Source organism: Pseudomonas marincola, assembly GCF_900116605.1.
GTDB classification, from domain to species: Bacteria; Pseudomonadota; Gammaproteobacteria; order Pseudomonadales; family Pseudomonadaceae; genus Aquipseudomonas; species Aquipseudomonas marincola.
This window is the reverse complement of sequence record NZ_FPBC01000003.1, coordinates 230,899-254,244: the sequence shown is the minus strand read 5'-3', so window position 1 is coordinate 254,244 and position 23,346 is coordinate 230,899. Positions and strand designations below refer to the sequence as shown.

General features: G+C 58.9%; 25 protein-coding genes. 22 read left to right on the top strand and 3 right to left on the bottom strand.

Annotation, left to right across the window (positions count from 1 at the left end; translation table 11 throughout):
• Window positions 1–8: 8 nt before the first annotated feature.
• The 3 genes from trxC to BM395_RS07470 all read left to right on the top strand — a co-directional run bounded on the left by trxC (window position 9) and on the right by BM395_RS07470 (window position 1,893).
• Window positions 9–443: a thioredoxin TrxC gene (trxC, locus tag BM395_RS07480; RefSeq protein WP_069898342.1), complete on the top strand. Its 435-nt coding sequence runs from the start codon at window positions 9–11 to the stop codon at window positions 441–443.
• A gap of 123 nt (window positions 444–566) precedes the next feature.
• Window positions 567–1,010, top strand: a complete 444-nt coding sequence (locus tag BM395_RS07475; protein ID WP_069898343.1) for a YiiD C-terminal domain-containing protein — start codon at window positions 567–569, stop codon at window positions 1,008–1,010.
• Between the two features lie 85 nt (window positions 1,011–1,095).
• Window positions 1,096–1,893: a universal stress protein gene (locus BM395_RS07470; protein ID WP_090510223.1), complete on the top strand. Its 798-nt coding sequence runs from the start codon at window positions 1,096–1,098 to the stop codon at window positions 1,891–1,893.
• A gap of 58 nt (window positions 1,894–1,951) precedes the next feature.
• Here the strand turns inward: BM395_RS07470 and BM395_RS07465 are convergent, their stop codons facing one another.
• Window positions 1,952–2,719, bottom strand: a complete 768-nt coding sequence (locus BM395_RS07465; RefSeq protein ID WP_069898345.1) for a ParA family protein — start codon at window positions 2,717–2,719, stop codon at window positions 1,952–1,954.
• A 279-nt stretch (window positions 2,720–2,998) separates the two neighbouring features.
• Between BM395_RS07465 and BM395_RS07460 the strand changes: the two genes are divergently transcribed.
• The 19 genes from BM395_RS07460 to BM395_RS07370 all read left to right on the top strand — a co-directional run bounded on the left by BM395_RS07460 (window position 2,999) and on the right by BM395_RS07370 (window position 20,525).
• A complete protein-coding gene (locus BM395_RS07460) occupies window positions 2,999–3,715 on the top strand; it encodes a beta-ketoacyl synthase chain length factor (protein WP_090510220.1) in 717 nt (238 codons plus the stop codon).
• The gene (locus tag BM395_RS07455) at window positions 3,688–4,503 is read left to right on the top strand and encodes a lysophospholipid acyltransferase family protein (protein ID WP_090510217.1); all 816 of its coding nucleotides are present in this window, start codon (window positions 3,688–3,690) and stop codon (window positions 4,501–4,503) included. Before BM395_RS07460 ends, BM395_RS07455 begins: the two co-directional genes overlap by 28 nt.
• Window positions 4,478–4,738 (top strand): phosphopantetheine-binding protein, encoded by a 261-nt coding sequence (locus BM395_RS07450; protein ID WP_069898348.1) that lies wholly within the window; start codon window positions 4,478–4,480, stop codon window positions 4,736–4,738. The genes BM395_RS07455 and BM395_RS07450 overlap by 26 nt, the downstream gene beginning before the upstream one ends.
• A gap of 12 nt (window positions 4,739–4,750) precedes the next feature.
• Window positions 4,751–5,008, top strand: a complete 258-nt coding sequence (locus BM395_RS07445; RefSeq protein ID WP_069898349.1) for an acyl carrier protein — start codon at window positions 4,751–4,753, stop codon at window positions 5,006–5,008.
• Window positions 5,005–5,550, top strand: coding sequence for a COG4648 family protein (locus BM395_RS07440; protein ID WP_090510215.1), 546 nt, complete (start codon window positions 5,005–5,007; stop codon window positions 5,548–5,550). Before BM395_RS07445 ends, BM395_RS07440 begins: the two co-directional genes overlap by 4 nt.
• Window positions 5,547–7,211 carry an ApeI family dehydratase gene (locus BM395_RS07435; protein WP_090510212.1) on the top strand — a complete coding sequence of 555 codons (1,665 nt, stop codon included), beginning with the start codon at window positions 5,547–5,549 and terminating at the stop codon, window positions 7,209–7,211. Before BM395_RS07440 ends, BM395_RS07435 begins: the two co-directional genes overlap by 4 nt.
• Complete coding sequence (locus tag BM395_RS07430; protein ID WP_090510209.1) at window positions 7,204–7,938, top strand: glycosyltransferase family 2 protein; 735 nt, start codon at window positions 7,204–7,206, stop codon at window positions 7,936–7,938. Before BM395_RS07435 ends, BM395_RS07430 begins: the two co-directional genes overlap by 8 nt.
• Entirely contained in the window at window positions 7,935–8,876 is a 942-nt protein-coding gene (locus BM395_RS07425; RefSeq protein WP_090510206.1) for a lysophospholipid acyltransferase family protein, read from the top strand. Before BM395_RS07430 ends, BM395_RS07425 begins: the two co-directional genes overlap by 4 nt.
• Entirely contained in the window at window positions 8,857–10,401 is a 1,545-nt protein-coding gene (locus tag BM395_RS07420; protein ID WP_090510204.1) for an HAL/PAL/TAL family ammonia-lyase, read from the top strand. Before BM395_RS07425 ends, BM395_RS07420 begins: the two co-directional genes overlap by 20 nt.
• Window positions 10,391–10,816, top strand: coding sequence for an acyl-CoA thioesterase (locus BM395_RS07415; protein ID WP_069898355.1), 426 nt, complete (start codon window positions 10,391–10,393; stop codon window positions 10,814–10,816). The genes BM395_RS07420 and BM395_RS07415 overlap by 11 nt, the downstream gene beginning before the upstream one ends.
• Window positions 10,813–11,418 carry an outer membrane lipoprotein carrier protein LolA gene (locus tag BM395_RS07410; protein ID WP_090510201.1) on the top strand — a complete coding sequence of 202 codons (606 nt, stop codon included), beginning with the start codon at window positions 10,813–10,815 and terminating at the stop codon, window positions 11,416–11,418. Before BM395_RS07415 ends, BM395_RS07410 begins: the two co-directional genes overlap by 4 nt.
• Window positions 11,408–13,768: an MMPL family transporter gene (locus BM395_RS07405; RefSeq protein WP_090510199.1), complete on the top strand. Its 2,361-nt coding sequence runs from the start codon at window positions 11,408–11,410 to the stop codon at window positions 13,766–13,768. Before BM395_RS07410 ends, BM395_RS07405 begins: the two co-directional genes overlap by 11 nt.
• Complete coding sequence (locus BM395_RS07400) at window positions 13,755–15,011, top strand: NAD(P)/FAD-dependent oxidoreductase (protein ID WP_090510196.1); 1,257 nt, start codon at window positions 13,755–13,757, stop codon at window positions 15,009–15,011. The genes BM395_RS07405 and BM395_RS07400 overlap by 14 nt, the downstream gene beginning before the upstream one ends.
• A gap of 79 nt (window positions 15,012–15,090) precedes the next feature.
• Window positions 15,091–15,591 carry a hypothetical protein gene (locus BM395_RS07395; RefSeq protein WP_244528944.1) on the top strand — a complete coding sequence of 167 codons (501 nt, stop codon included), beginning with the start codon at window positions 15,091–15,093 and terminating at the stop codon, window positions 15,589–15,591.
• The gene (locus BM395_RS07390; protein WP_090510194.1) at window positions 15,591–16,787 is read left to right on the top strand and encodes a beta-ketoacyl-[acyl-carrier-protein] synthase family protein; all 1,197 of its coding nucleotides are present in this window, start codon (window positions 15,591–15,593) and stop codon (window positions 16,785–16,787) included. The genes BM395_RS07395 and BM395_RS07390 overlap by 1 nt, the downstream gene beginning before the upstream one ends.
• Complete coding sequence (locus BM395_RS07385; protein ID WP_090510192.1) at window positions 16,787–17,254, top strand: hotdog family protein; 468 nt, start codon at window positions 16,787–16,789, stop codon at window positions 17,252–17,254. Before BM395_RS07390 ends, BM395_RS07385 begins: the two co-directional genes overlap by 1 nt.
• Window positions 17,247–17,975, top strand: a complete 729-nt coding sequence (gene fabG / locus BM395_RS07380; protein ID WP_090510189.1) for a 3-oxoacyl-ACP reductase FabG — start codon at window positions 17,247–17,249, stop codon at window positions 17,973–17,975. The genes BM395_RS07385 and fabG overlap by 8 nt, the downstream gene beginning before the upstream one ends.
• On the top strand, window positions 17,975–19,210 hold the full coding sequence (locus BM395_RS07375) for a beta-ketoacyl-ACP synthase (RefSeq protein WP_090510187.1): 1,236 nt from the start codon (window positions 17,975–17,977) through the stop codon (window positions 19,208–19,210). Before fabG ends, BM395_RS07375 begins: the two co-directional genes overlap by 1 nt.
• 79 nt (window positions 19,211–19,289) lie before the next feature.
• Window positions 19,290–20,525, top strand: a complete 1,236-nt coding sequence (locus BM395_RS07370; RefSeq protein WP_090510184.1) for a dienelactone hydrolase family protein — start codon at window positions 19,290–19,292, stop codon at window positions 20,523–20,525.
• Between the two features lie 63 nt (window positions 20,526–20,588).
• Here the strand turns inward: BM395_RS07370 and hemE are convergent, their stop codons facing one another.
• Window positions 20,589–21,656: a uroporphyrinogen decarboxylase gene (hemE, locus tag BM395_RS07365; RefSeq protein ID WP_069898364.1), complete on the bottom strand. Its 1,068-nt coding sequence runs from the start codon at window positions 21,654–21,656 to the stop codon at window positions 20,589–20,591.
• A 191-nt stretch (window positions 21,657–21,847) separates the two neighbouring features.
• On the bottom strand, window positions 21,848–23,266 hold the full coding sequence (locus BM395_RS07360; protein WP_069898365.1) for an FAD-dependent oxidoreductase: 1,419 nt from the start codon (window positions 23,264–23,266) through the stop codon (window positions 21,848–21,850).
• Window positions 23,267–23,346: the final 80 nt, after the last annotated feature.

Sequence of the window (23,346 nt, the reverse complement as noted above, 5' to 3'; positions counted from 1 at the left end):
AGCCGAAGATGACACAACCGCTACTAATCCCCTGCCCCAGCTGCAATGGTCTCAACCGTATCCCGGCCGACCGGCTGAGTGATGCGCCGCGCTGCGGGCGCTGCAAAAATAGCGTACTGCTCAATACCCCGTTTGAACTGAACGCCAGTAACTTTGCGGCCCAGATTAAGGGCGACCTGCCTTTACTGGTCGATGTCTGGGCAAGCTGGTGCGGTCCGTGCCAGGCCTTTGCGCCAACTTTTACCCAGGCTGCCGCGCAACTGAGTGGCCGCGCGCGCTTGGCCAAACTCGACAGTGAAGCCAATCAGCAACTCGCCGGCCAGCTTGGCATCCGCTCGATCCCCAGCCTGATTCTCTACCGTCAGGGCAGTGAGCTGGCGAGAATCAGCGGTGCCATGAACATGACGCAGTTACTCGACTGGCTGAAACAGCAGAATATTTGAAGCCGGCGTAAAGCGGTTAGCCGTCGCCAAATACCTCGTATACATTTATCAGCAATTCTCAGGGTTAACGCTTATTCAGCGCCCTGCCCGCATTCGATAACAATAAATAAAGAGGCTGCACACATGCCAATGCCCGAGGCAATCGCCCGCCAGCTGACCGAAGAACAAATAGCCTTCGTAAAACGCAGCGGCCTTAAAGCCGAAGCGCTGCAACCGGGCTTTGTGCGCTTACGCATGCCCCTGGCGGGCAACACCAACCATATTGGCAGCATGTATGCAGGCGCTTTATTTACATTGGCAGAGATCCCCGGCGGCGCATTGTTCGTCACCAGTTTCGATGTAAAACGCTTCTTCCCGATCATCAAAGAGATGAACCTGCGATTCAGGCGCCCTGCCAGCAGCGATATTTTCGTTGAGGCAACGCTCAGCCAAGAGCAGATAGTGGCGCTGCAGGACCAAGCCGAACGCGAAGGCAAGGCCGAGTATGAGCTGGCGCTTGAGCTAACCGACGAAACGGGGGAGATTGTGGCAGTGAGCCACGGTCAGTATCAGTTAAGGGCTTATTAATGCCAGACCCGTTTTGGGTCTATTAGCGGCTAAGCCATGGAGCATAATAAATTTGCCGACTTGTCTCGGCAGGAGATTTTTACTGATGACCACGCACATCCTTATCGCCCACGACTTACGTGAAACCGCGAATCTGGCGTTGCAGCGCGCCAACCAGCTGGCAGCGCAGCACAATGCCAAATTGACGGTCTTGCACGTACTCAACCCCAGCCAAAGCCAACAGCAGCATACCCAGGCCAAAAAGAGCCTGAACATGAGTATTGCTGAGTACGCGCCGGACTCCACGGCCCGGGTGATCATGGGCGGCAAGCCGTCTGAAGTGGTGCTGCAGCAAATTATCGACCTGGACTGCGACCTGCTGGTGTTGGGCGCTCACCATAATCGCCACGACTTTTTCAACGGCACCAGCCTCGACCGCATCGCGCGCAGAAGTACGGTGCCGATGCTGGTTGTCGCGCGCGATGAATTCAGCCCGTACAAACGCGCAGTCTCCGCGCTCGACTTCTCGGTGTGCTCGTGCTGTGCGCTGGAAAAGGCCTATTGCCTGCTCCCGCCCACCGCCGAGCTGCATGCATTGCATGTCTATTGCCCGGAGAAAAGCAGCGCGAAAAAGGACGAGACAGAGTTCCGCATGCAGTGCATGTTGATCGAACAACTGCTCAAAGATGAGCAGGAGAAACTGCCAGCAGAAGGCCCGAAGCTCACTCACAGCGTGCAGCAAGGCGGGATTTTGCGTGGTTTGCAGGAAGAGCTGAAAAGCCGGCGCGGCGAACTGCTGGTGCTGGGCAGTCACGGCCGCAGCGCATTGTCCCAAGCGTTGCTCGGCAGCCTTGCGCAACACTTTCTGCACAAGGCGCCGTGTGACATTTTCGTGGTGCGCTAAACCGCTGTGATCTTGCCTGAGCCTGAATCATCAGGCTCAAACAACTACGCGTTTACCGCTACTGCTGCAGCAGGTCGTGCAACTCGACAAACTGCAGGGTCAGCTTGTGTCGCGGCTCAAGGTAAATCAGCGGCGTGCAGGCCTGATGCGACTCGCGCATTTTCACCGAACTCATCAGGTTCACCGGCAACACCGGCAAGCCCTCTTCCACCAACTCATCCAGTAACTGCTGCGGCAGCGTGGCGCGCGGCTGGAATTGGTTGACCACAATGCCCTCAACTTCCAGGCCTTCGTTGTGGTCTTCCTTCAATTCTTCAATCTCAGCCAGCAAACCGTACAGCGCATTGCGCGAGAAGCTGTCGCAATCGAACGGGATAAGCACGCGATCAGCCGCTATCAACGCAGAAACGGTATAAAAATTGAGTGCCGGTGGCGTGTCCAGATAGATGCGGTCGTAATCTTCCGAAAGGTCATCGAGCAACTTTCGCAACTTGTTGATCTTGTGCTTGGCCTCAAGCTTGGGCTGCAAGTCAGCCAACTCGGCCGTCGCCGTGACCACATGCAGGTTATCAAACGGAGTCTCGTAGATATCGACCTTGCCCTTTTTATTGAAAGGCCCGCTGGACAGCGTCTGCTTAAAGAAATCAGCGATGCCTACCGGAATTTCTTCCCCCGTAAGCCCGGTCAGATAATGCGTGGAGTTGGCCTGCGCATCGAGGTCAATCAGCAGCGTACGATAGCCCTGTGAGGCGCTGACTGCCGCAAGATTGCAGGCAATGCTCGACTTGCCCACACCCCCTTTCTGATTAAAAACTACACGCCGCATCTGATTCGCTCCTAATCCCTGAATTGACATCGATTCTATGCACATTACATGACAACGGCGAGGTTCCTCAGCAATTGAGCCCGACCGTTAGGCAAAAACTGGCGCCAAAGTTTGCGCAACCCCCCGGCCATCGAGATAATGCCAGCACTTTGCCAGGTAAATTTCGACAGCCCAACTCTCACATCCTTACTGAGAATTGGCTTAAACGCATGCAATTTGGCCGATGAACAGGACTGCCGCAGCTGACAAGGACGCCCGCAGGGGCGAGGAATTCCCTCCGTGATGCACTTCAAAATACAACAATGGCGAGCCTGGGCCCCCAGTCTGGAAAGCTCGCAACAGTGGCGTGACTGGTGTCAGGCGCCCGTGCGCGTGGCGGATGAGCAGCAGCAACCCGACGTTAGTTTTCTCGCGCCCATGCAGCGCAGGCGCTTAAGCCGGCTGGCGCGAATGGTGTTCAATGTTGCCTGGCCGTTAGCTGAATCACACCCCAGGCTGCCGCTCATATTTGCCTCCCGCCACGGCGAAACCCCGCGCACACTGGCGATTCTTCACGACCTGGCACGCGGCGAGCCGCTCTCTCCCACCCAGTTCAGCCTCAGCGTGCATAACGCAATTATCGGCCAGTGGTCGATATTGCGCGCCGACACCAGTGAGATGTCCGCCCTGGCCGCCGCCGGTGACGGCTTGGAACATGCGGTGCAAGAAGCTTGTCTATTGCTCCATGAAGGTGCACCCGCGGTGCTGGTGGTCATTGCAGAAGAAGCACCGCCGGCGCTGTATACATCGTTCATTGACGACGTACCGTTCGCCTACGCTGTGGGGCTGTTACTCACGCCAGGCGACGATTGGCAGCTGGACCTGCAAACCGGCAGCGGCCCGCGCAGCGAATGGCCGCACCCTCTGAGTTTGCTCCGGGCGCTTAACAACGACCAGCAGGACATCACCCATTACTGGAGCCGCCGCCAATGGATGTGGTCACGCAAGCAAAAGTGAGCGCTTACAGCCCACCCTATGCATGGCGACTGGTTGCCACAGCGCTGAGCTTTTTGATCTTTGGTTTGGGCGGCATGATCTTGAGCGTGGTGGTGTTCCCAATCCTGAATTTACTGCCGGGCGACGCCGTCAGTCGTCGTACGAGAGCCCGACGAGTCATTAATAAAAGCTTCTGCGCCTTTGTGCAGATCATGTACCGCCTGGGGGTTCTGACCTATTCGGTCGAAGGGGCCGAACACTTGGGAAAGCCGGGCCAGCTGATCATCGCCAATCACCCCTCGCTGATTGATGTAGTCGTGTTGATCTCGCTGATTCGCAACAGCAATTGCGTGGTCAAACAAAGCCTGTGGAACAACCCCTGTATGCGCAGCCCGATCCATGCGGCGCAGTACATCAGCAACAGCGGCAGCGTGGAAATGCTCGATGAAGCGGCAGCAGCTCTGCAAGGCGGGCAATGCCTGATCATCTTCCCCGAGGGCACCCGCACCACGCCCGGCAAGCCACCCGAATTCCACCGTGGTGCCGCGGCCATCGCCATCCGCGGCGCTCACTGCGTGACGCCGGTGACCATTCACGTAACACCGACCACCCTGACCAAAGCCGAACCGTGGTACAGCATTCCCGCCCGGCGCGTGCACATCCAACTCCGCGTGGGTGCAGACATCGACCCGCAACAATTCAAGGCCGCTGCGCCGGCGCCGATAGCCTCGCGCAAGCTCAATGATTACCTACATCAATACTTCATAAAGGAGCTCGCAACAGATGAGCGAATTACAACACGAAATTAAAAACCTGATTATCGACTCGCTGGGGCTCGAAGACATGTCGGCTGAAGACATCGCGACCGACCAGCCGCTGTTTGGTGATGGCCTGGGCCTCGACTCGGTAGATGCCCTCGAACTGGGGCTGGCGATCCAGAAACGCTTTGGCATCAAGATCGATGCAGAGGACAAGGACACGCGCCAACACTTCGCCAATGTGGCCAACCTGGCGGCTTTTGTATCTGCACGCCAGGCCGTTTGAGAGCGCTAAAACATGCAAAATCGTGATGAAATTTTTAGCACCCTGCGCGACTCCCTTGTCGAGTTGTTTGAACTCGACGCCGCCGACATCAGCCCCGAGGCCAACCTGTATCAGGACCTTGAAATCGATAGCATCGACGCGGTCGACCTGATTGATCACATCAAGCGTAAAACCGGCAAGAAAATCGCCGCCGACGAATTCAAGTCGGTACGCACAGTCAGTGACGTGGTCGAAGCCGTGTACAAACTGGTTAACCCAGAGCGCGCATGAGCCGATTGCTAGGCCTCGTCCTGATAGCGGCAGGACTGGCGTATCCATTTGCGGTGTACTTCGGGATCGAGCACTTGTCGCCCAGAGTATTTGCCTTGCTGCTCGGCGCACTGTGGATCGCCCGCCTGCTGACAGCGCAGCAACGGCCCGGCGGGCGCTGGATGGCGCTGGCCGCGTTGCTGTTCTGCGTGGTGCTGGGCATTGCCGGTGAGCCGGCATTACTGCGCTGGTATCCGGTGTTACTGAACAGCATCTTGTTGTGCGTATTCCTGCTCAGCCTGCGCTACGGCCCGCCGCTGATAGAGCGGCTCGCACGCCTGCGCGAACCTGAACTGCCGGCTGAGGCCGTGCGCTACACGCGAGTGGTAACACAGGTCTGGGCCGGGTTCTTTTGCTGCAACGCGCTAATCGCGGCAGCGCTGACATTATGGGCGCCACTGGCTTGGTGGACGCTGTACAACGGCTTTATTGCCTATTTATTGATGGGCCTGCTGTTCGCTGTTGAATGGTTTGTTCGCCAACGCGTAAGAAGAATTGCATGAAATGGATTGCCCTTGAGGCATTGCTCCTCGAGCCGGATGCACAGCGCAGCATCACCTTCGAACCTGCACTCAATCACCAGCAGTTCTGCCGGCAGGCGTTACAGCTGGCAGGCTACTTTGCAGCTCACAGAATTCAGCGCGTAGCGATTCATCTGGACGATGCAGCCGAACTGGCGATTGCACTGTTTGCCGCCTGGCAAGCGTCTGTCACAGTACTGCTCCCCGCTGATGCGCAACCCCAGACCCGCGCCCGTCTCGCAAGCCAGACAGACCTCTGGCTGGACGCCCTGCCAGATACTCAAGGCTGCACACCCGCGCAATCCAGCCCCCTCGCCACAGATGCCTGCCTGCTGACGCTGTGCACTTCGGGCTCCAGCGGTGAACCCAAGCTGATCGACAAAACGCTTGCGCAATTGGCCAACGAAGTCGCTGCACTCGAACAACTCTGGGGCTCGGAAATTGGCAGCGCCGCCGTTATCTCCAGCGTCTCGGCGCAGCACATTTACGGCTTGCTGTTCCGCGTGCTTTGGCCGCTGTGCGCAGGGCGCGTATTTCTTCGCCAGACGCTGCCATTCAGTGAAGACATGCAGCGCGCCAGCCTGCCTCACTCCGCATTCATTTGGGTGGCCAGCCCCGCGCTGCTCAAGCGCACCAGCGATAATCTGGACTGGTCAGCGCTGAGCCGCATACGCAAGATTTTTTCATCCGGTGGCGCACTCCCCGAAGAGGCGGCTGCTTATCTGCAAGCACGCTTGCAGCAGTTCCCAACCGAAATTTATGGCAGCTCCGAGACCGGCGGAATTGGCTGGCGGCAGGGTGGCCAGCACTGGCAACCGTTCGCTGGAGTTGCCATTAGCCGCAACCCGCAAGGGGCGCTCAGCCTGACCTCGTCGTACTTGCCAGCCGGACACCGTGAAGAAACCGCTGACGCCGTGCAGATTGAAGCCGATGGCCGGTTTCTGCTCGGTGCACGCCTCGATCGCATCATCAAACTCGAAGAAAAACGCATCTCGCTGCCCATGCTGGAAAACACCCTGATTCAACATCCATGGGTAACAGATGCCCGGGTGGGCGTGCGCCAGTTGGGCCGTGCCGTTGTCGGCGCGCTCATTGCGCTAAGCCCTGCCGGCTTGCATGCCCTGCGCAATCAGGGCAGACGAGCCACCACTCAGGCGTTGCGCACTCATCTGTCGAGCCATGTGGAGCCCATTGCCCTGCCTCGCCAATGGCGGCTTTACACCGAGTTGCCGTACAACAGTCAGGGGAAGCTGGCGCAAAGCCGCATTGAGCAGTTGCTCGCGGCGCAAAGGCCGACTCAGGTGTTGCCGGACAGCATTGAACAAACAACTGACGGGCTGCTGATAAAGCTTCAGGTTCCGGTTGATCTCGCGCACTTCAGTGGCCACTTCAGCCGGGCGCCAGTAGTGCCAGGCGTGGTGCAGATAGACTGGGCACTGCATCTGGCCCGGCAGTTGATTGCGGATCTACCGCCCCGGTTTACCGGCATGGAAGTGCTTAAATTCCAGCAGTTAATGCGTCCGGGAGACCGCGTACAACTGTCACTGCGTTTCGATGCAAACCGCAGTAAGTTGTATTTCTCTTTCACTAACAGCAATGCCCCGTGTTCATCCGGACGCATTCTTCTGGCCCAGCATGCATAAGCCCTGCGCAGTAATCCCGGTGTACAACCACGAACATGCGCTGATGCATGTGGTCGAGGCCTTACGCGCAGCAAAATTGCCCTGCATTCTGGTCAATGACGCCTCAAGCCCGGCCTGTACAGCGGTGATTGAAACACTCGCCAGCCAGCCCGATTGCTACGCCGTGCACCTGCTGCACAATCAGGGAAAGGGGGGCGCCGTGATGGCGGGCCTGCGCGAAGCGCAACTGCTGGGATTCACCCACGCCTTGCAAGTAGACGCCGACGGCCAACATAACCTCAATGACATCGCGGCGTTTCTGCAGCGCTCGCGCGAGCACCCGCTCGCCGTTATCTGCGGGTATCCCGAGTACGACGCCAGCGTGCCCAAGGGCCGTCTTTATGCACGCTACCTGACTCACGTGTGGGTCTGGATCAACAGCCTGTCATTGCAGATACGCGACTCCATGTGCGGCTTCCGCGTTTATCCGCTGGCGAGTACGGTCAGTTTAATCAACCGGGTCAATCTGGGCAGGCGCATGGATTTCGATCCGGAAATTCTGGTGCGCATGGCATGGCAAAACCAACCCATGGAATGGCTGCCGACCCAGGTGCATTACCCGCTGGACGGCCTCTCGCATTTTCGTCTGGTTCACGACAACCTGCTGATCTCGAAAATGCACGCCAAGCTGTTCTTCGGCATGTTGCTGCGAGCGCCGAAAATCATCTGGAGCCGGGGCCGACGATGAGCCGACCAGACAACGACCAGCACTGGGCCGCCCAACAGGAACGCGGCAGCCTGTGGATGATGAAATTTACGGTCGTGGCCATGCGTACTCTCGGCCGCCGAATGATCAGCCCGCTGCTGTATTTGATCGTGCTGTATTTCTTCATATTCGGTGCCAAGGCCAGACGCAGCATTCGCCAGTATCAGCTCAACCTGATGCACTGGAGCGGTAAAACCCCGCCTCCAAGCCTGCGCTCAGTGTTTGCCCAGTTCATGGCATTTGCCGACGCTTTACTCGACAAACTGGATATCTGGCGCGGCAAACTCAGCGCCCGCGATATTGATCTGATTGACCCGCACAACCTGCGCGGGCTGATGCACGCGCCACGCGGGCAAATGCTGGTGGGCGCGCATTTGGGCAACCTTGAAGTGTGTCGCGCGCTGGCTGAATTGGGCGACAAGGTGACCATGAATGTTCTGGTGCACACCAAACACGCCGAACAATTCAACCAACTGCTCGGTGAAGCCGGTGCCCGCAACATGCGCCTGATTCAGGTCAGCGAGTTGAATCCGGCGACCATGCTGCAACTCTCGGAACGAATTGAGCGCGGCGAATGGCTGGCGATCGCCGGTGACCGCATTCCGCTGCACGGCGGGCGCCATGTCACGGTCGACTTCCTCGGCAAACCAGCCGCATTTCCACAAGGTCCCTGGCTGCTGGCCGGGCTCCTCGATTGCCCGGTGAATTTGCTCAGCTGCGTGAAAATCGCCGGTCGTTATCAAATCTTGCTCGAGCCTTTTGCCACGCGAGTGCATTGGAAGCGCAGCAACCGCGATGCGGTCATCCGCGAGTGGACCCAACGCTTCGCTGACCGACTGGCTGAACGCTGCCTGGACGCACCACAACAGTGGTTCAACTTTTATCCGTTTTGGAATTCAGATGACGACACATCAGCCTGAACCGGTAATTTTCGGCGAGACTCATCTCTCGATCGAGAACATTGTCGCGCTGGCGAAGCAACGCGCCAGCGCACACCTGCAAATGGACGCCGAGTACCGCGAAAAAATCGCCAAGGGCGCACGTTTTCTCGACACCCTGCTGGATAAAGAAGGCGTGATCTACGGCGTTACCACAGGCTATGGCGACTCCTGCGTGGTCGCCGTGCCGCTGGATCAAGTCGAAGCCCTGCCGCGCCATCTCTACACATTTCACGGCTGCGGCCTGGGTAAATTGCTCGACCCGGAGGCAACGCGCGCAGTGCTGGCGGCTCGCCTGCAATCACTGTGCTTCGGTGTTTCCGGGGTGCGCGTCGAGCTGCTTGAACGTCTTCAGGCTTTTCTCGAACACGACATCCTGCCGCTGATTCCCGAAGAAGGTTCGGTCGGCGCCAGCGGTGATCTGACGCCATTGTCTTACGTTGCCGCGACCCTCAGTGGCGAACGCGACGTGCTCTACAAAGGCCGCCAATACAGCGCCCTTGAAGTTCACCAAATGCTCGGCTGGACGCCGCTGACCTTGCGCCCGAAAGAAGCGCTGGCATTAATGAACGGCACCGCCGTGATGACTGCGCTGGCGTGTCTGGCCTACTCGCGGGCCGACTATTTACTGCAACTGGCAACACGCATCACCGCGCTGAACGTGGTTGCGCTGGAAGGCAACCCGGAGCACTTTGATCAGCGCCTGTTTGCGGCAAAGCCCCATCCGGGGCAAATGCAGGTGGCGGCATGGCTGCGCGAAGACCTCGCCATTACCGGCCCAACCCCTGCGCTGCATCGCCTGCAAGACCGCTACTCGCTGCGTTGCGCGCCCCATGTTTTGGGCGTGCTTGCCGACAGCCTGGGCCTGCTGCGTCAATTCATCGAAACCGAACTGAACAGCGCCAACGACAATCCCCTGATCGACGCCGAAACCGAACGCGTGATGCACGGCGGTCACTTCTACGGCGGCCATATCGCCTTTGCGATGGACAGCCTGAAAAACCTGGTGGGAAACGTCGCCGACCTGCTCGACCGTCAGCTCGCATTGTTGGTCGATACCCGTTACAACCACGGCCTGCCAAGCAACTTGTCCGGTGCTCCCGCCGCCACGGCGATGATCAATCACGGCTTCAAGGCCGTGCAAATCGGTGCCAGTGCGTGGACCGCCGAAGCCCTGAAAAACACCCTGCCCGCCAGCGTCTTTTCGCGCTCGACCGAATGCCATAATCAGGACAAGGTCAGCATGGGCACCATCGCCGCGCGTGATGCCCTGCGCAGCCTCGAATTGACCGAACAGGTTGCCGCCGCCACCTTGCTGGCGGCCAATCAAGGCGTCTGGTTGAGAATGCGCGACAACTCGCGGTCATTGCCCGAGCCACTGCTGAACATGCGTGAACAACTGGCAGCCGATTTTGCGCCGGTGATCGAAGACCGCGCCCTCGAAGGCGAGCTGCGCTTGTGCCTGACCCGCATCCGCGATCAGCATTGGAGGCTTTATGCGCAGTAGTGGCGTGTTGCAGGTTGATTGCGAAGTCGTCGTCCCCTTCTTCGATATCGACATGATGGAGGTCGTCTGGCACGGCCACTACGTGAAATACCTCGAAATGGCGCGCTGCGCCCTGCTCGATAAAATTGGCCATAACTACACGCAAATGCGCGACGCCGGTTATGCCTGGCCAGTGATTGATCTGCAACTGCGCTATATCCGTGGCGCGACGTTTGGCCAAAAGCTGATCGTGCGCGCCGATCTGGTCGAGTGGGAAAACCGCCTGAAGATCCATTACCTGATCAGCGACTTTGCAACCGGTGAGCGCATGACGCGCGCCAGCAGCGTACAAGTGGCAGTTGAAATCGCCAGCCGCGAAATGCAGATGGCCTCACCACGGGTGTTTGTGAACGCCGTTGAGGCCGCGCTGCCATGAGCCGCTTCTACTTGCGCGTAGTCTGCATGCTGGGCTGTCTGTTACTGACACCACTGGCGCAGGCATTTGACCTCAATGACCTGAGCAGACAACTCGGCAAACACCTGGTTGTTCGCGGCCCGTTCGTTCAGGAAAAACATTTGCGCGCCATGGCCCGGCCTCTCACCAGCCGCGGCCTGTTTGTATTGGCCGCCGATACCGGGCTGCTGTGGCAACTGAAAACCCCCATTGCGCAGGACTACCGGATCAATGCGGACGGCATCGCCAAGCGCACAGCCAATGGCTGGCAAGTGCAGCCCGGCAACAATGCCGCCGCGCAACAAAGCCGGCTATTTCTGGCGCTGCTGCGCGGCGACCGCACAGGGCTTGAAGCCGATTTCACCTTGCAGCTGGAAGGCACAAGCGATGAATGGACGCTAACCCTGACACCCCGAGCGCTGCTGCTCCAGCAGATATTCAGCCACATCGAGATTCAGGGTGCGACGCTTGTGCAGCGTATTGAGCTGTTTGAAACACAGGGCGATCGCACGTTGTTAAAACTCCCGGACAGCCAGGCCAGCGATGCCCTAACCGCAGCCGAGCGAGACGCTTTTGCAGACTGAGCGCACACTGCCGCGCCTGTTCGGCATAGGCCTCTTGGCGTTGTTGTGCCTTGCAGCATGGCAATGGCGCAGTGGCCCGCCTGTGGCCGCCAGCTTGTTGGCGTTGCTGCCCAGCAATCAGATTGATGGCGAAATCCGCGCGGCGGAACAGCGCATACAAGAGCCACTCAACCGCGAGCTGCTACTGCTGGTCGGCCACCGTGAACGACGCGAAGCCATTCAACTGACGCAAGCCATTGCCGGACAACTGCGCAAGAGCCAGCACTTTTCCGCCGTTCAATGGAGCGTGCGCAATGACTTGTCAGACCTGCGCCAACAACTGCTGGCGCAGCGCCTGGCATTGCTGCCGGCGGCAGAAAAGTCGCTGCTGATCAATCAGCCCGATGAGTTTGTCCAACGGCGCTCTGGCGAGTTGTTCGATACCTTTGCAGGTTTCAGTCTGGTGCCCCTTGAACAAGACTGGCTGGGCCTGACAGCCAAGGCGCAAACCACGCTCAATCCGCACAGTAATGTCCAGGTCGACCTTGGCAGCGGCGCGCTGCTGATCAACGACAACGCCAAAACATGGGTACTGGTACGTGCGCAGAGCCACGGCGATGCCTTTGATATGCAGGCCCCGGCTAAGGTCGCCGCAGATGTCGCCAAGGCCCGTGAGCAGGCACAAGCCGCTGGCGGCCAACTGCTCGCCAGCGGCGGTGTACTTTATGCCAACGCCGGCCAGGCCCAAGCCACACAAGAGATCAGCCTGCTCGGTGGCGCCGCCATTGTCGGTTTAATTGCGCTGCTGCTGTTTGCCTACCGGCGCACCCGTGTGCTGTTGAGTTTGCTGCCCGTTGCGGTGGCGCTATTGGCGGGCACCAGCGCCTGCGTGCTGTGGTTCGGCCAGATCAATGCGCTCACCCTGATTCTTGGCGCGAGCCTGATCGGCGTGGCCATTGATTACCCGCAGCACTATTTGAGTAAATGCTGGGCGCAGCAGCAATGGCAGAGCTGGAGCGCGATGCGTGCAACCCTGCCCGGACTGACCCTGAGCCTTGCGACCAATCTGCTGGGTTACGTCGCGCTGGCCTTCACACCCTTTCAGGCATTAACTCAGATCGCAGTGTTCTCGGCCGCCGGTTTGATCGGCGCCTATCTGTGCGCAATCTGCCTGCTTCCCGCCTGTTTCAAGGGGATGCAACTGCAACCTGGGCGGAGTTTACTCAATCTCGCCAACGGCTTGTTGGCAGCGCGCTTGTGGTGCATTAAAAAAGCTCGCTGGCCAATGATTATCGGCGTGCCGTTGTTTTGCCTGGGCGGTATCGCGCAACTGCACACCCAGAACGATCTACGCCAGTGGCTGGGCAAGGAGCCCGAACTCGCGGCGCAAGCGCAACGGATTGCCGAACTTACCGGGCAACAGCCCACCAGCCAGTTTTATCTGGTGCGGGCGGCAGACGAGCAACAACTACTCGCGCGTCAGGCGGCTTTGAGCGAGCGCCTCGATGCACTCGTCAGCAACAATCAACTGCGCGGCTATCGCTCACTCAATCAGCTGATATTGCCTGACGAGCAGCTCGATAATTTGCACAAAGCCTTGCAGGCTCTGCCCCAACACTGGCAACCATTGCTTGATGCGGGTATTGCCGAGGCGGCGCTTAATGCCGAGGTCGAAGGTTTACTGCACCAGCCACGCCCGAGTCTCGATGAGATTCTTGAACAGACGCTGGCAGAGCCATGGCGTCCATTGTGGATGGGCAAAAGCGCCAGTGGCGTGAGCGGATTGGTCAGCCTCGACGGGCAAACAGCCACAGCCTTGCTTGAGGATGCAGCGACCGGGCTTGAAGGTGTCGAGCTGGTCGACCGGCTGGGCGAACTCAACGCGTTATTCACCGAGACGCAAATCAGCGCCGCCACACTCAAGCTGATTTCCTGCGCCGCCATTGTCGTGTTGCTGTGCATTCCCTTTGGTCTGCGTGGCGCATTGCGCGTCGTCAGCCTGCCACTGCTCGCGGCAATCACCGCCCTCGCCTGCTTGGGCTGGCTGGGCCAACCACTGACATTGTTCAGCGTTTTCGGCCTGCTGCTGATCACAGCCATTGGTATCGACTACGCCATTCTGATGCGCGAATCTGTGGGAGGCGAAGCGGTGAGTCTGATCGGTACACTGCTTTCAGCATTGACCAGTTGGCTGTCGTTCGGCCTTCTGTTATTCAGCAGTACGCCGGCGATTGCCAACTTTGGCCTGACCGTGAGCCTGGGCCTGCTGTTCAGCTTTATCTACTCGCCATGGGCGACCCCGGGCCAGCCTTCTGCCCCGTCTCAATCAGCCGATATCAATCAGGCAAGGACGCAACATGCAGCCAGTTGAACCACTCAAGCGTACGGTCGTCGTCATTGGTGCAGGCCCCGCCGGCGCCATCGCCAGCGCCCTGCTTAAACGCAACGGCCACGATGTACTGGTGCTTGAGCGCCAGCGCTTCCCACGCTTCTCCATTGGCGAAAGCCTGCTCGCGCACTGCCTCGACTTCATTGAGGAAGCCGGCATGCTTGAGGCTATCGAGTCAGCCGGATTTCAGGTCAAACATGGCGCTGCATTTGCCTGCGGCGAGCGCTCTGCCGACATCGACTTTCGCGACGGATACACGGTCGGTAAAGGCTCAACCTTTCAGGTCGAGCGCAGTCGATTCGATAAAATCCTGGCGGATGAGGCGCAGCGCCAAGGTGTTGAGATTCGCTATGAAGAAGAGGTGGTAGCCGCCGATTTCTCCGGGGCCACGCCGCAACTGCGGGTCAAGCGCCTGACAGATGCGCAGCAATACCTGATCGACTGTGAATTTGTGCTCGACGCCAGTGGCTATGGCCGCGTGCTGCCGCGCTTGCTGGATCTCGAACAACCGTCGAACTTCCCGGTGCGCAAGGCCCTGTTCACCCACATTGAAGACCACATCGACAGCCCGGCCTTCAACCGTGAGCGAATTCTTATCAGCACTCATCCCGAGTTGCGTGATGTCTGGTATTGGACCATTCCCTTCAGCAACGGTCGCACCTCTGTCGGCGCGGTGGCAGACGCTTCGCACTATGCAAGCCTCGGCGACAACCCAGAAGCCAACCTGCGCGAATTGATCAGACAAGCGCCCTCACTCAACGCGATTCTGGCCAATGCCGTGTGGGACACACCGGTGAGCACACTGGGCGGCTACTCGGCCAATGTTAAGCGTATGCATGGCCAGGGCTTCGCATTGCTGGGCAATGCGGCCGAGTTCCTGGATCCGGTATTTTCCTCGGGCGTGACCATTGCCATGCGCTCGGCCAGCATGGCAGCGGCGGTGTTGCATCGTCAGTTGACTGGTGAGCAGGTCGACTGGCAGCGCGAATTTGCCGAGCCGTTAAAGAAAGGCGTGGATACCTTCCGCGCTTACGTGGAGGGCTGGTACGACGGCTCATTGCAGGACGTGATCTTCTTTGAAAATGCCGCACCGCAAATCCGCCGCATGATCAGCTCGATCCTTGCAGGTTATGCATGGGATGAATCCAACCCTTACGTAAGCGACCCCAAGCGCCGGCTCAATGTGCTGGCGCAATTGTGTGCGCCCAAGCAGCAAGGACTGTGATGAACCCGGCCGCGACTTACATTGGAAAGACCCGCTTCGGTTTCTGGTTTCTGCAAAGCCACGTCTTGCAGGTGCCGTCGTGATTGTGCGCATTCTCTGCATCAGCCTGTGCCTTTTGCTGAGCGCTTGCGCCGGCCGCACGCCATTGCCACAAGGCGAGCCGCAGCTGCATGTATCGCTGCCGGTATCGATGCATGTGCAACGCCAGACAAACGATACGACTGAGGACTGGCTACTGGTCATTCAGCCGCAGGCACAAGGGTCGCGCTGGTCGCTGTTCGACCTTATCGGCACACCACTGGCGCGACAGCAACTGAGCGCAGGCCAGTGGCACGACGAAGGCCTGTTGCCGCCCAATGATGAAAGCCGTGAATTGTTTTCAGCCCTGTTATTTTCACTCAGCACAGTGCCTGGCCTGAGGGATAATTACCCCGCAGACAGCTGGACCAGCAGCGCCATGCAACGCACGCTGCGCCCTGATTGGCGGGTGAGTTACAGCGACGAATTACATTTCACTTTGGAGAAAGGCGAACACGTGCGATATCAGTTCAGCCCACTAGCCGACAACGAGAATCCTTGATGCCCAGTTACTTAAACGCCTTGGGGGTGATCTGCTCGCTCGGCACAAGCTGCGAAACGGTTGCAGCGACGCTGTTCAAGGGCGACACCTCGGGTATGCGCAAGCACAGCGGCTGGGTCACTGGTCAGGCGCTGACTATCGGCGCGGTAGACGCTACGCTGCCGCCGATGCCGGCCGGCATGCAACACTGCGCGAGCCGCAATAACCAATTACTGCTGGCCGCCGCATTGCAGATCGAGCCGCAAATTCGCCTGGCAATTGAACGCTTCGGCAGCCACCGCGTGGCCGTTGTGATAGGCACCAGCACCTCGGGAATTGATGAAGCCTCGCAAGGCATTGCGGCTTTCGAGGCAGCGGGCGCGTTACCCGCGGATTACAACTACGCGCAACAGGAAATTGCAGCGCCAGCCGCGTTCCTGAGTGAATGGCTGGGCTTGAGCGGCCCGGTGTATAGCATCTCCACTGCGTGCACCTCGAGCGCCCGGGCGTTGCTCAGCGCTCATCGTCTGCTCAGCCAGGGGGTTTGCGATGTCGTGCTGTGCGGCGGTGCAGACAGCTTGTGCGGCCTGACCCTGAATGGTTTCAGCGCACTGGAAGCGGTCACCGCTGAGCGCTGCAACCCGTTTTCAAACAATCGCCAGGGCATCAATATTGGCGAAGGTGCTGCGTTGTTCATAATGACGCGTCAGGCCAATGAGCCATCATCGCGATCCATTGCCTTGCTCGGCGGCGGCGCCTGCTCCGACGCGCACCACATCTCGGCGCCCGAACCCAACGGACTGGGCGCACAGCAAGCCATGCACAAAGCGCTGCAGGCCGCCGGTCTTGCAGCGAGTGATATCGACTACCTCAACCTGCATGGCACCGCGACGCAGCACAATGATGCAATGGAATCACTCGCCGTACAGGCGGTGTTCCCCGAGGGTATTTGCAGTTCATCGACCAAACCCCTCAGCGGCCATACGCTTGGCGCGGCTGGAGCGTTGGAGGCGGCGTTCTGCTGGCTGACGCTTAGCGAACACAATCGTCAGCAATTGGCGCCTCCGCATATCTGGGATGGCCAGTTCGACCCGCAGTTACCGCGCCTGCAGTTTGCCAGCCCGGGTTATGCATTCACCACACCCGCGCGCGTTGCGATGAGCAACTCATTCGCCTTTGGCGGCAGTAATGTCAGCCTGATTCTGGGAGTTGTTTGATGAGTCTGTTTTCTGTGGCGGACCTCGTTCCCCACTCGGGCGACATGCTGTTGATTGACGAGGTTATCCGCTTTGGCGTCGATGACATCGAAACCCGTGTTCTGGTTAAAGCCGGTGGCCTGTTCAGTCAGGCCGACGGCAGCATGCCCGCCTGGGTCGGTGTCGAACTCATGGCGCAAACCATCGCCGCCTTTGCCGGATGCCATGCGCGCACAGCCAATGAGCCGGTGGCGCTGGGATTTTTGCTGGGTACACGCAAGTACACCTGCAATGTCGAGGCTTTTGCAGCGGGCACAGCCTTAACCATCAAAGCGCAGCGCTCGCTGCAGGACGACAACGGCATGGCGGTTTTCGAGTGCGAAATGACCGGCCCAAAAATCCTTGCCAGCGCCCGCCTGAACGTATTTCAGCCACCCAATGCAAGCCAATACTTAGCAGAATCCGGCGAGGCCAAAAAACATGTCTGACCCTATCTTGGTAACCGGCTCCAGCCGCGGAATTGGCCGCGCCATCGCGTTGCGCCTGGCACGCAGCGGGCATGATCTGGTGTTGCATTGCCGCAGCCGCCGTGAAGACGCCGAACAGGTGCAAGCCGAAATCGTCGCGCTTGGCCAAACCGCACGCATCCTCCAGTTCGATGTGGCAGACCGCACGGCCTGCCGCGAACAACTCGAGGCGGACATCGAAACTCACGGCGCCTATTACGGTGTTGTGTGCAACGCTGGCCTGACCCGAGACGGCGCTTTTCCGGCGCTCAGCGAGGACGACTGGGATCAGGTGCTGCGCACCAATCTCGACGGTTTCTATAACGTCCTACACCCGCTGACCATGCCCATGATTCGCCGCCGCAAAGCCGGGCGGATTGTCTGCATAACGTCGGTTTCCGGGCTTATCGGCAATCGCGGCCAGGTCAATTACAGTGCCTCGAAAGCCGGCGTAATTGGCGCGGCAAAAGCCCTGGCGATTGAACTCGGCAAGCGCAAGATCACAGTCAATTGCGTCGCCCCCGGACTGATCGATACCGACATGCTCGATGACCATGTGCCGGTTGAAGACCTGCTCAAGATGATCCCGGCGCAACGTCTCGGCACCCCGGAAGAAGTCGCGGGCGCCGTTAACTTTTTAATGTCTGAAGAGGCGGGTTATATCACCCGCCAGGTTCTCGCAGTCAATGGAGGTCTGTGCTGATGCCAGGGTGTAAACGCGTCGTGGTCACCGGCATGGCTGGCGTTAGTTCGCTGGGTGATGACTGGGCCACTATCGAAGCCAACTTCCGCGCCAATCGCAGCGGCATCCGGCGTATGGATGAGTGGGATCGCTACAGCGAATTGAATACCCGCCTCGGCGGCCCCATCGATAATTTCAGCACGCCCAAACACTGGACCCGCAAGCAACTGCGCAGCATGGGCCGGGTTTCCAAGTTGGCGGTGTACGCCGCTGAGCGGGCGCTGGAACATGCGCAGCTACTTGGCGATCCGTCCATTCAGGATGGGCGCATGGGCGTGGCGTGCGGCTCTTCCACGGGCAGCACCGATGAGATCAAGGCGTTCGGCAACATGCTGCTAAATTCGGTGGCGGACGGCCTCAACGCCAACTCCTACATCCGCATGATGCCGCACACCACGGCGGCCAATATCAGTATTTTCTTCGGCCTCAAAGGCCGCCTGATTCCCACTTCAAGTGCCTGCACCAGCGGCAGCCAGGGCATTGGCTATGCCTATGAAGCGATCAAGTTTGGCCGCCTGCCGATGATGCTGGCCGGGGGCGCAGAAGAGCTTTGTCCAACCGAGGCAATGGTCTTCGATGCGCTTTACGCCACCAGCCTGCAGAACGATACGCCGCAGAGCGCGCCACGCCCTTACGACAACAGCCGCGACGGTTTAGTGATTGGTGAAGGAGCTGGCATGCTGGTGCTCGAAGAGCTTGAGCATGCGCTGGCCCGTGGCGCGAAAATTCATGCTGAAATTGTCGGCTTTGGCAGCAATGCCGACGGTATGCATATCACCAAGCCCGAGCAGGCGACCATGCGCGGGGCGATGGAGTTGGCCTTGCAGGATGCTGGGCTGGAACCGCAGGCCATAGGTTACGTTAACGGCCACGGCACCGCCACCGAACAAGGCGACATTGCCGAGACGCTCGCCACCAGCAGTCTGTTTGGCGAGAACATGCCGATCTCTTCGCAAAAGAGCTTTCTCGGTCACACCCTCGGTGCCTGCGGCGCGCTTGAGTCATGGTTCTGTATCGAGATGCTCAACAGCAACCAATACGTGCACACCCTCAACCTTGCTCAGGTAGACACTCGCTGCGGCCCGCTTGATTATCTGCGCGATGAGTTCCGGACGATGCACAACGACTACGTGATGAATAACAACTTCGCCTTCGGCGGCGTCAACACCTCGCTTATTTTCAAACGCTGGTGCTGAGGGTTTCGGCACGCGACGAACTCAGACAGCATTAAAACAATACCCAGCAATATTCACTCAAAAACGTGGAGCACGTGACATGGGCAAGATGATCGAGATAAAGGCCACTGACGGCACCGCCACTTTCGGCGGCTATCTGGCTCTTCCAGCCAGCGGCAAAGGACCGGGTGTGGTAATTGGCCAGGAAATTTTCGGGGTCAATTCCAACATGCGCGCCGTCGCCGACTTCTACGCCGAAGAAGGCTATGTGGCCTTGGTGCCCGACCTGTTCTGGCGGCTGCAGCCGAACATCGAACTGGGCTATGGCGAAGACGACTTCAAAGTAGCCATCGACCTGTTCCAGCGTCTGGATATTGATAAAGCCATCGAAGACATCGACGCCAGCCTCAGCGCACTCAAAGCAATGCCCGAAGTTGAGGACTCAGGCTTGGGCTATGTCGGTTTCTGCCTGGGTGGCAAGCTCGCCTGGCTGACCGCCACGCGCACATCTGTCTCGTGCGCCGTTGGCTATTACGGCATGGGCATCGAACACATGCTGGATGAAGCGGACCAACTCAAGGGCCGACTGGTGCTGCACTTCGCCGAGAATGACGGCTACTGCGACGCCGCCGCACGCGCGCAGATCAGCGAGCGCCTGGCCAGCAACAACAAGGTTGAAATCTACACTTACCCAGGCGTCGACCATGCTTTTGCCCGGGCAGGTGGCATGCATTACGACAAGCCATCGGCGCAGATGGCTCACGAGCGCAGCATTGCCGCCCTCAAGCGTGAGATCGGCCCTAACTTCGACCTGTCCGCCCTCTGGGAAGAACACATTCTGCATGAGTTCGGCAATCGCGACGTTCCCGCGACCATGGCGACAATGGTTGCTGAACCCTATGTAAACCACATCCCGACCATGACCGGCGGTGTTGGGCAGAAGGACTTGAGCCGCTTCTATCAGAACCACTTCGTCCACGGCAATCCGCCCGACATGAAGCTGATTCCAATCTCACGCACCGTGGGCGCGCTGCAGATTGTGGATGAATTCATCATGTGCTTCACCCACACCACAGCCATCGACTGGATGCTGCCCAACGTTGCGCCGACCGGCAAATACGTCGAGATTCCGATGCTGGGTGTGATCAAGTTCCGTGGCGATAAGCTGTGCCATGAGCACATCTACTGGGATCAGGCCAGCGTACTGGTACAGATTGGTCTGCTCGATCCGAGCGGCTTGCCAGTGGCTGGCGCGGCGTCAGCGAAGAAGTTGCTTGATGAGCAGCTGCCATCGAATACGCTGATGGCCAACTGGCCTCTGAGCGAAGGCAAGTAACGCCTGAAAGATGCAGAACGCTAATGCGCGATGCGGTTCTACAACCGCATCGCGCATTTTTGTTTACTGGTGATACTGCGCAGACAACTCGTGTACGGCTTCCAGGAATGCGCCAGCGTGGGCTGGATCGACTTCCGGGGTGATGCCGTGGCCAAGGTTGAACACGTGGCCGCTGCCGTTGCCGTAGCTCGCCAGAATGCGTGCAACCTCCTTGCGAATGGCTTCTGGCTTGGCGTACAGCACGGTTGGGTCCATGTTGCCCTGCAGTGCAACCTGAGCGCCGACACGCTTGCGCGCCTCGCCAATGTCGCAGCTCCAGTCCAGGCCCAGTGCGTCAGCGCCGGTTGCGGCGATCGACTCCAGCCACAGGCCACCGTTTTTGGTGAACAGAATCACCGGAATCTTACGGCCTTCATGCTCACGGATCAGGCCGTTGACGATCTTCTGCATGTACGCCAGCGAGAACTCCTGATACGCCGCGGACGACAGGTTGCCGCCCCAGGTATCGAAGATCTGCACAGCTTGCGCGCCTGCCAGAATCTGCCCATTGAGGTAGGCGGTAACCGACTGCGCCAGCTTGTCGAGCAGGCCGTGCATGGCTTCCGGGTTGTCGTAAAGCATCGCCTTGATCTTGCGAAAATCTTTCGATGAGCCGCCTTCAACCATGTAAGTCGCCAGCGTCCAGGGGCTGCCCGAGAAACCAATCAGCGGCACACGACCATTCAACTCGCGGCGAATGGTACGCACTGCGTCCATTACATAGCCGAGGTCTTTCTCCGGATCTGTCACTTGCAGGGCTTCAACATCGGCGGTGGTGCTGATGACCTTCTTGAAGCGCGGACCTTCGCCCGTTTCAAAGTACAGGCCCTGACCCATCGCGTGCGGGATGGTCAGAATGTCGGAGAACAGAATGGCCGCGTCCAGCTGTGGATAACGGTCCAGCGGCTGCAAGGTAACCTCGCAGGCGAATTCCGGGTTCATCATCAGGCTCATGAAGTCGCCTGCCTTGGCGCGGCTCGCGCGGTACTCCGGCAAATAGCGACCGGCCTGACGCATCATCCATACCGGCGTCACGTCTACAGGCTGCTTAAGCAGGGCGCGGAGGAAGCGGTCATTCTTCAAGGCAGTCATGTGCACAGTTCTCTATCAGTCATTGGGTTTCGGCTTCGCATCCTGCGGCGTCACACTCACTGCATCCTTGCAGTCGCCGGCACGAGAAAGATCTGCGCGCATTTTCGCAGACCCCAATACAAAAGGCACGGCGAGTGCCGTGCCTTTTGTCTATCGTGACGATTTGCCGCGTTACAAATTGTCGCGCAGGCTCAGACGCCGAGGTAGTCGAGGATACCTTCGGCGGCATTGCGGCCTTCGAAGATAGCCGTCACAACCAAGTCAGAACCGCGCACCATGTCGCCACCGGCGAAGATTTTCGGGTTGCTGGTCTGGTGCTTGAACGTGCTCTGCTCCGGTGCAATCACGCGGCCCTGGCTGTCAGTCTGGATTTCAAACTGTTCAAACCAAGGCGCCGGGCTTGGACGGAAACCAAAGGCGATCAGTACCGCTTCTGCGGGAATGATTTCCTCGGAGCCCGGGATCGGCTCAGGGCTGCGACGACCGCGTGCATCAGGCTCGCCGAGACGCGTCTCGACAACCTTGACGCCTTCGACCTTGTCTTCGCCGACAATCGCGATCGGCTGACGGTTGAAGAGGAACTTCACACCCTCTTCCTTGGCGTTCTTCACTTCTTTACGCGAGCCGGGCATGTTGGCCTCGTCGCGGCGATACGCACAGGTAACCGACTTGGCGCCCTGACGAATCGAGGTACGGTTACAGTCCATGGCGGTGTCACCACCACCGAGCACCACAACGCGCTTGCCCTTCATGTCGATGAAGTCTTCTGGCGCCTTCTCGAAACCCAGGTTGCGATTGACGTTGGCGATGAGGAAATCCAGCGCGTCATACACGCCAGGCAAGTCTTCGCCGGGGAAACCGCCCTTCATGTAGGTGTAGGTGCCCATGCCCATGAACACGGCGTCGTATTCGGCGAGCAACTGCTCCATGCTGATGTCTTTACCGATTTCGGTATTCAGACGGAACTCGATACCCATGCCGGTGAAGACTTCGCGGCGATTGCTCAGCACGGTCTTTTCCAGCTTGAACTCGGGGATACCGAAGGTCAGCAGACCACCGATTTCCGGGTTCTTGTCGAACACCACCGGGGTCACGCCATTGCGCACCAGTACGTCGGCACAACCCAGACCCGCCGGGCCTGCACCGATAACGGCAACACGCTTGCCGGTCGGCACGACGTTGGACATGTCCGGACGCCAGCCCATGGCGAAGGCAGTGTCGGTGATGTACTTCTCGACCGAACCGATGGTTACCGCGCCGAAGCCATCGTTAAGGGTACAGGCCCCTTCACACAGACGGTCTTGCGGGCAAACGCGGCCGCACACTTCCGGCAGCGTGTTGGTTTGGTGCGACAGTTCGGCAGCCGCCAGAATGTTGCCTTCGGAGACCAGCTTCAACCAGTTGGGGATGAAGTTATGGACCGGGCATTTCCATTCGCAATACGGGTTACCGCAACCCAGGCAACGGTGCGCCTGATCAGCCGCGACCGCAGGCTTGAAGTTGTCGTAGATTTCGACGAACTCTTTTTTACGTTGACGCAACAGCTTCTTCTTCGGGTCTTTACGCCCGACTTCGATGAACTGGAAGTCGTTATTCAGACGTTCAGTCATTTCAAAACCTCTCAACAGCTACGCGCACTCAGGGCATCACGCAGCAAGACAATCACGGGTAGCGTGCAATCCCCGCGCAC

Coding starts and splice junctions, on each gene's coding strand:
- BM395_RS07430 (WP_090510209.1), top strand. CDS start 7,204: ATGCATAAGCCCTGCGCAGTAATCCCGGTGTACAACCACGAACATGCG.
- BM395_RS07445 (WP_069898349.1), top strand. CDS start 4,751: ATGCAAAATCGTGATGAAATTTTTAGCACCCTGCGCGACTCCCTTGTC.
- trxC (WP_069898342.1), top strand. CDS start 9: ATGACACAACCGCTACTAATCCCCTGCCCCAGCTGCAATGGTCTCAAC.
- BM395_RS07425 (WP_090510206.1), top strand. CDS start 7,935: ATGAGCCGACCAGACAACGACCAGCACTGGGCCGCCCAACAGGAACGC.
- BM395_RS07360 (WP_069898365.1), bottom strand. CDS start 23,266: ATGACTGAACGTCTGAATAACGACTTCCAGTTCATCGAAGTCGGGCGT.
- BM395_RS07390 (WP_090510194.1), top strand. CDS start 15,591: ATGCCCAGTTACTTAAACGCCTTGGGGGTGATCTGCTCGCTCGGCACA.
- BM395_RS07475 (WP_069898343.1), top strand. CDS start 567: ATGCCAATGCCCGAGGCAATCGCCCGCCAGCTGACCGAAGAACAAATA.
- BM395_RS07385 (WP_090510192.1), top strand. CDS start 16,787: ATGAGTCTGTTTTCTGTGGCGGACCTCGTTCCCCACTCGGGCGACATG.
- BM395_RS07415 (WP_069898355.1), top strand. CDS start 10,391: ATGCGCAGTAGTGGCGTGTTGCAGGTTGATTGCGAAGTCGTCGTCCCC.
- BM395_RS07370 (WP_090510184.1), top strand. CDS start 19,290: ATGGGCAAGATGATCGAGATAAAGGCCACTGACGGCACCGCCACTTTC.
- hemE (WP_069898364.1), bottom strand. CDS start 21,656: ATGACTGCCTTGAAGAATGACCGCTTCCTCCGCGCCCTGCTTAAGCAG.
- BM395_RS07410 (WP_090510201.1), top strand. CDS start 10,813: ATGAGCCGCTTCTACTTGCGCGTAGTCTGCATGCTGGGCTGTCTGTTA.
- BM395_RS07450 (WP_069898348.1), top strand. CDS start 4,478: ATGAGCGAATTACAACACGAAATTAAAAACCTGATTATCGACTCGCTG.
- BM395_RS07465 (WP_069898345.1), bottom strand. CDS start 2,719: ATGCGGCGTGTAGTTTTTAATCAGAAAGGGGGTGTGGGCAAGTCGAGC.
- BM395_RS07455 (WP_090510217.1), top strand. CDS start 3,688: ATGGATGTGGTCACGCAAGCAAAAGTGAGCGCTTACAGCCCACCCTAT.
- BM395_RS07440 (WP_090510215.1), top strand. CDS start 5,005: ATGAGCCGATTGCTAGGCCTCGTCCTGATAGCGGCAGGACTGGCGTAT.
- BM395_RS07420 (WP_090510204.1), top strand. CDS start 8,857: ATGACGACACATCAGCCTGAACCGGTAATTTTCGGCGAGACTCATCTC.
- BM395_RS07470 (WP_090510223.1), top strand. CDS start 1,096: ATGACCACGCACATCCTTATCGCCCACGACTTACGTGAAACCGCGAAT.
- BM395_RS07375 (WP_090510187.1), top strand. CDS start 17,975: ATGCCAGGGTGTAAACGCGTCGTGGTCACCGGCATGGCTGGCGTTAGT.
- BM395_RS07400 (WP_090510196.1), top strand. CDS start 13,755: ATGCAGCCAGTTGAACCACTCAAGCGTACGGTCGTCGTCATTGGTGCA.
- BM395_RS07435 (WP_090510212.1), top strand. CDS start 5,547: ATGAAATGGATTGCCCTTGAGGCATTGCTCCTCGAGCCGGATGCACAG.
- fabG (WP_090510189.1), top strand. CDS start 17,247: ATGTCTGACCCTATCTTGGTAACCGGCTCCAGCCGCGGAATTGGCCGC.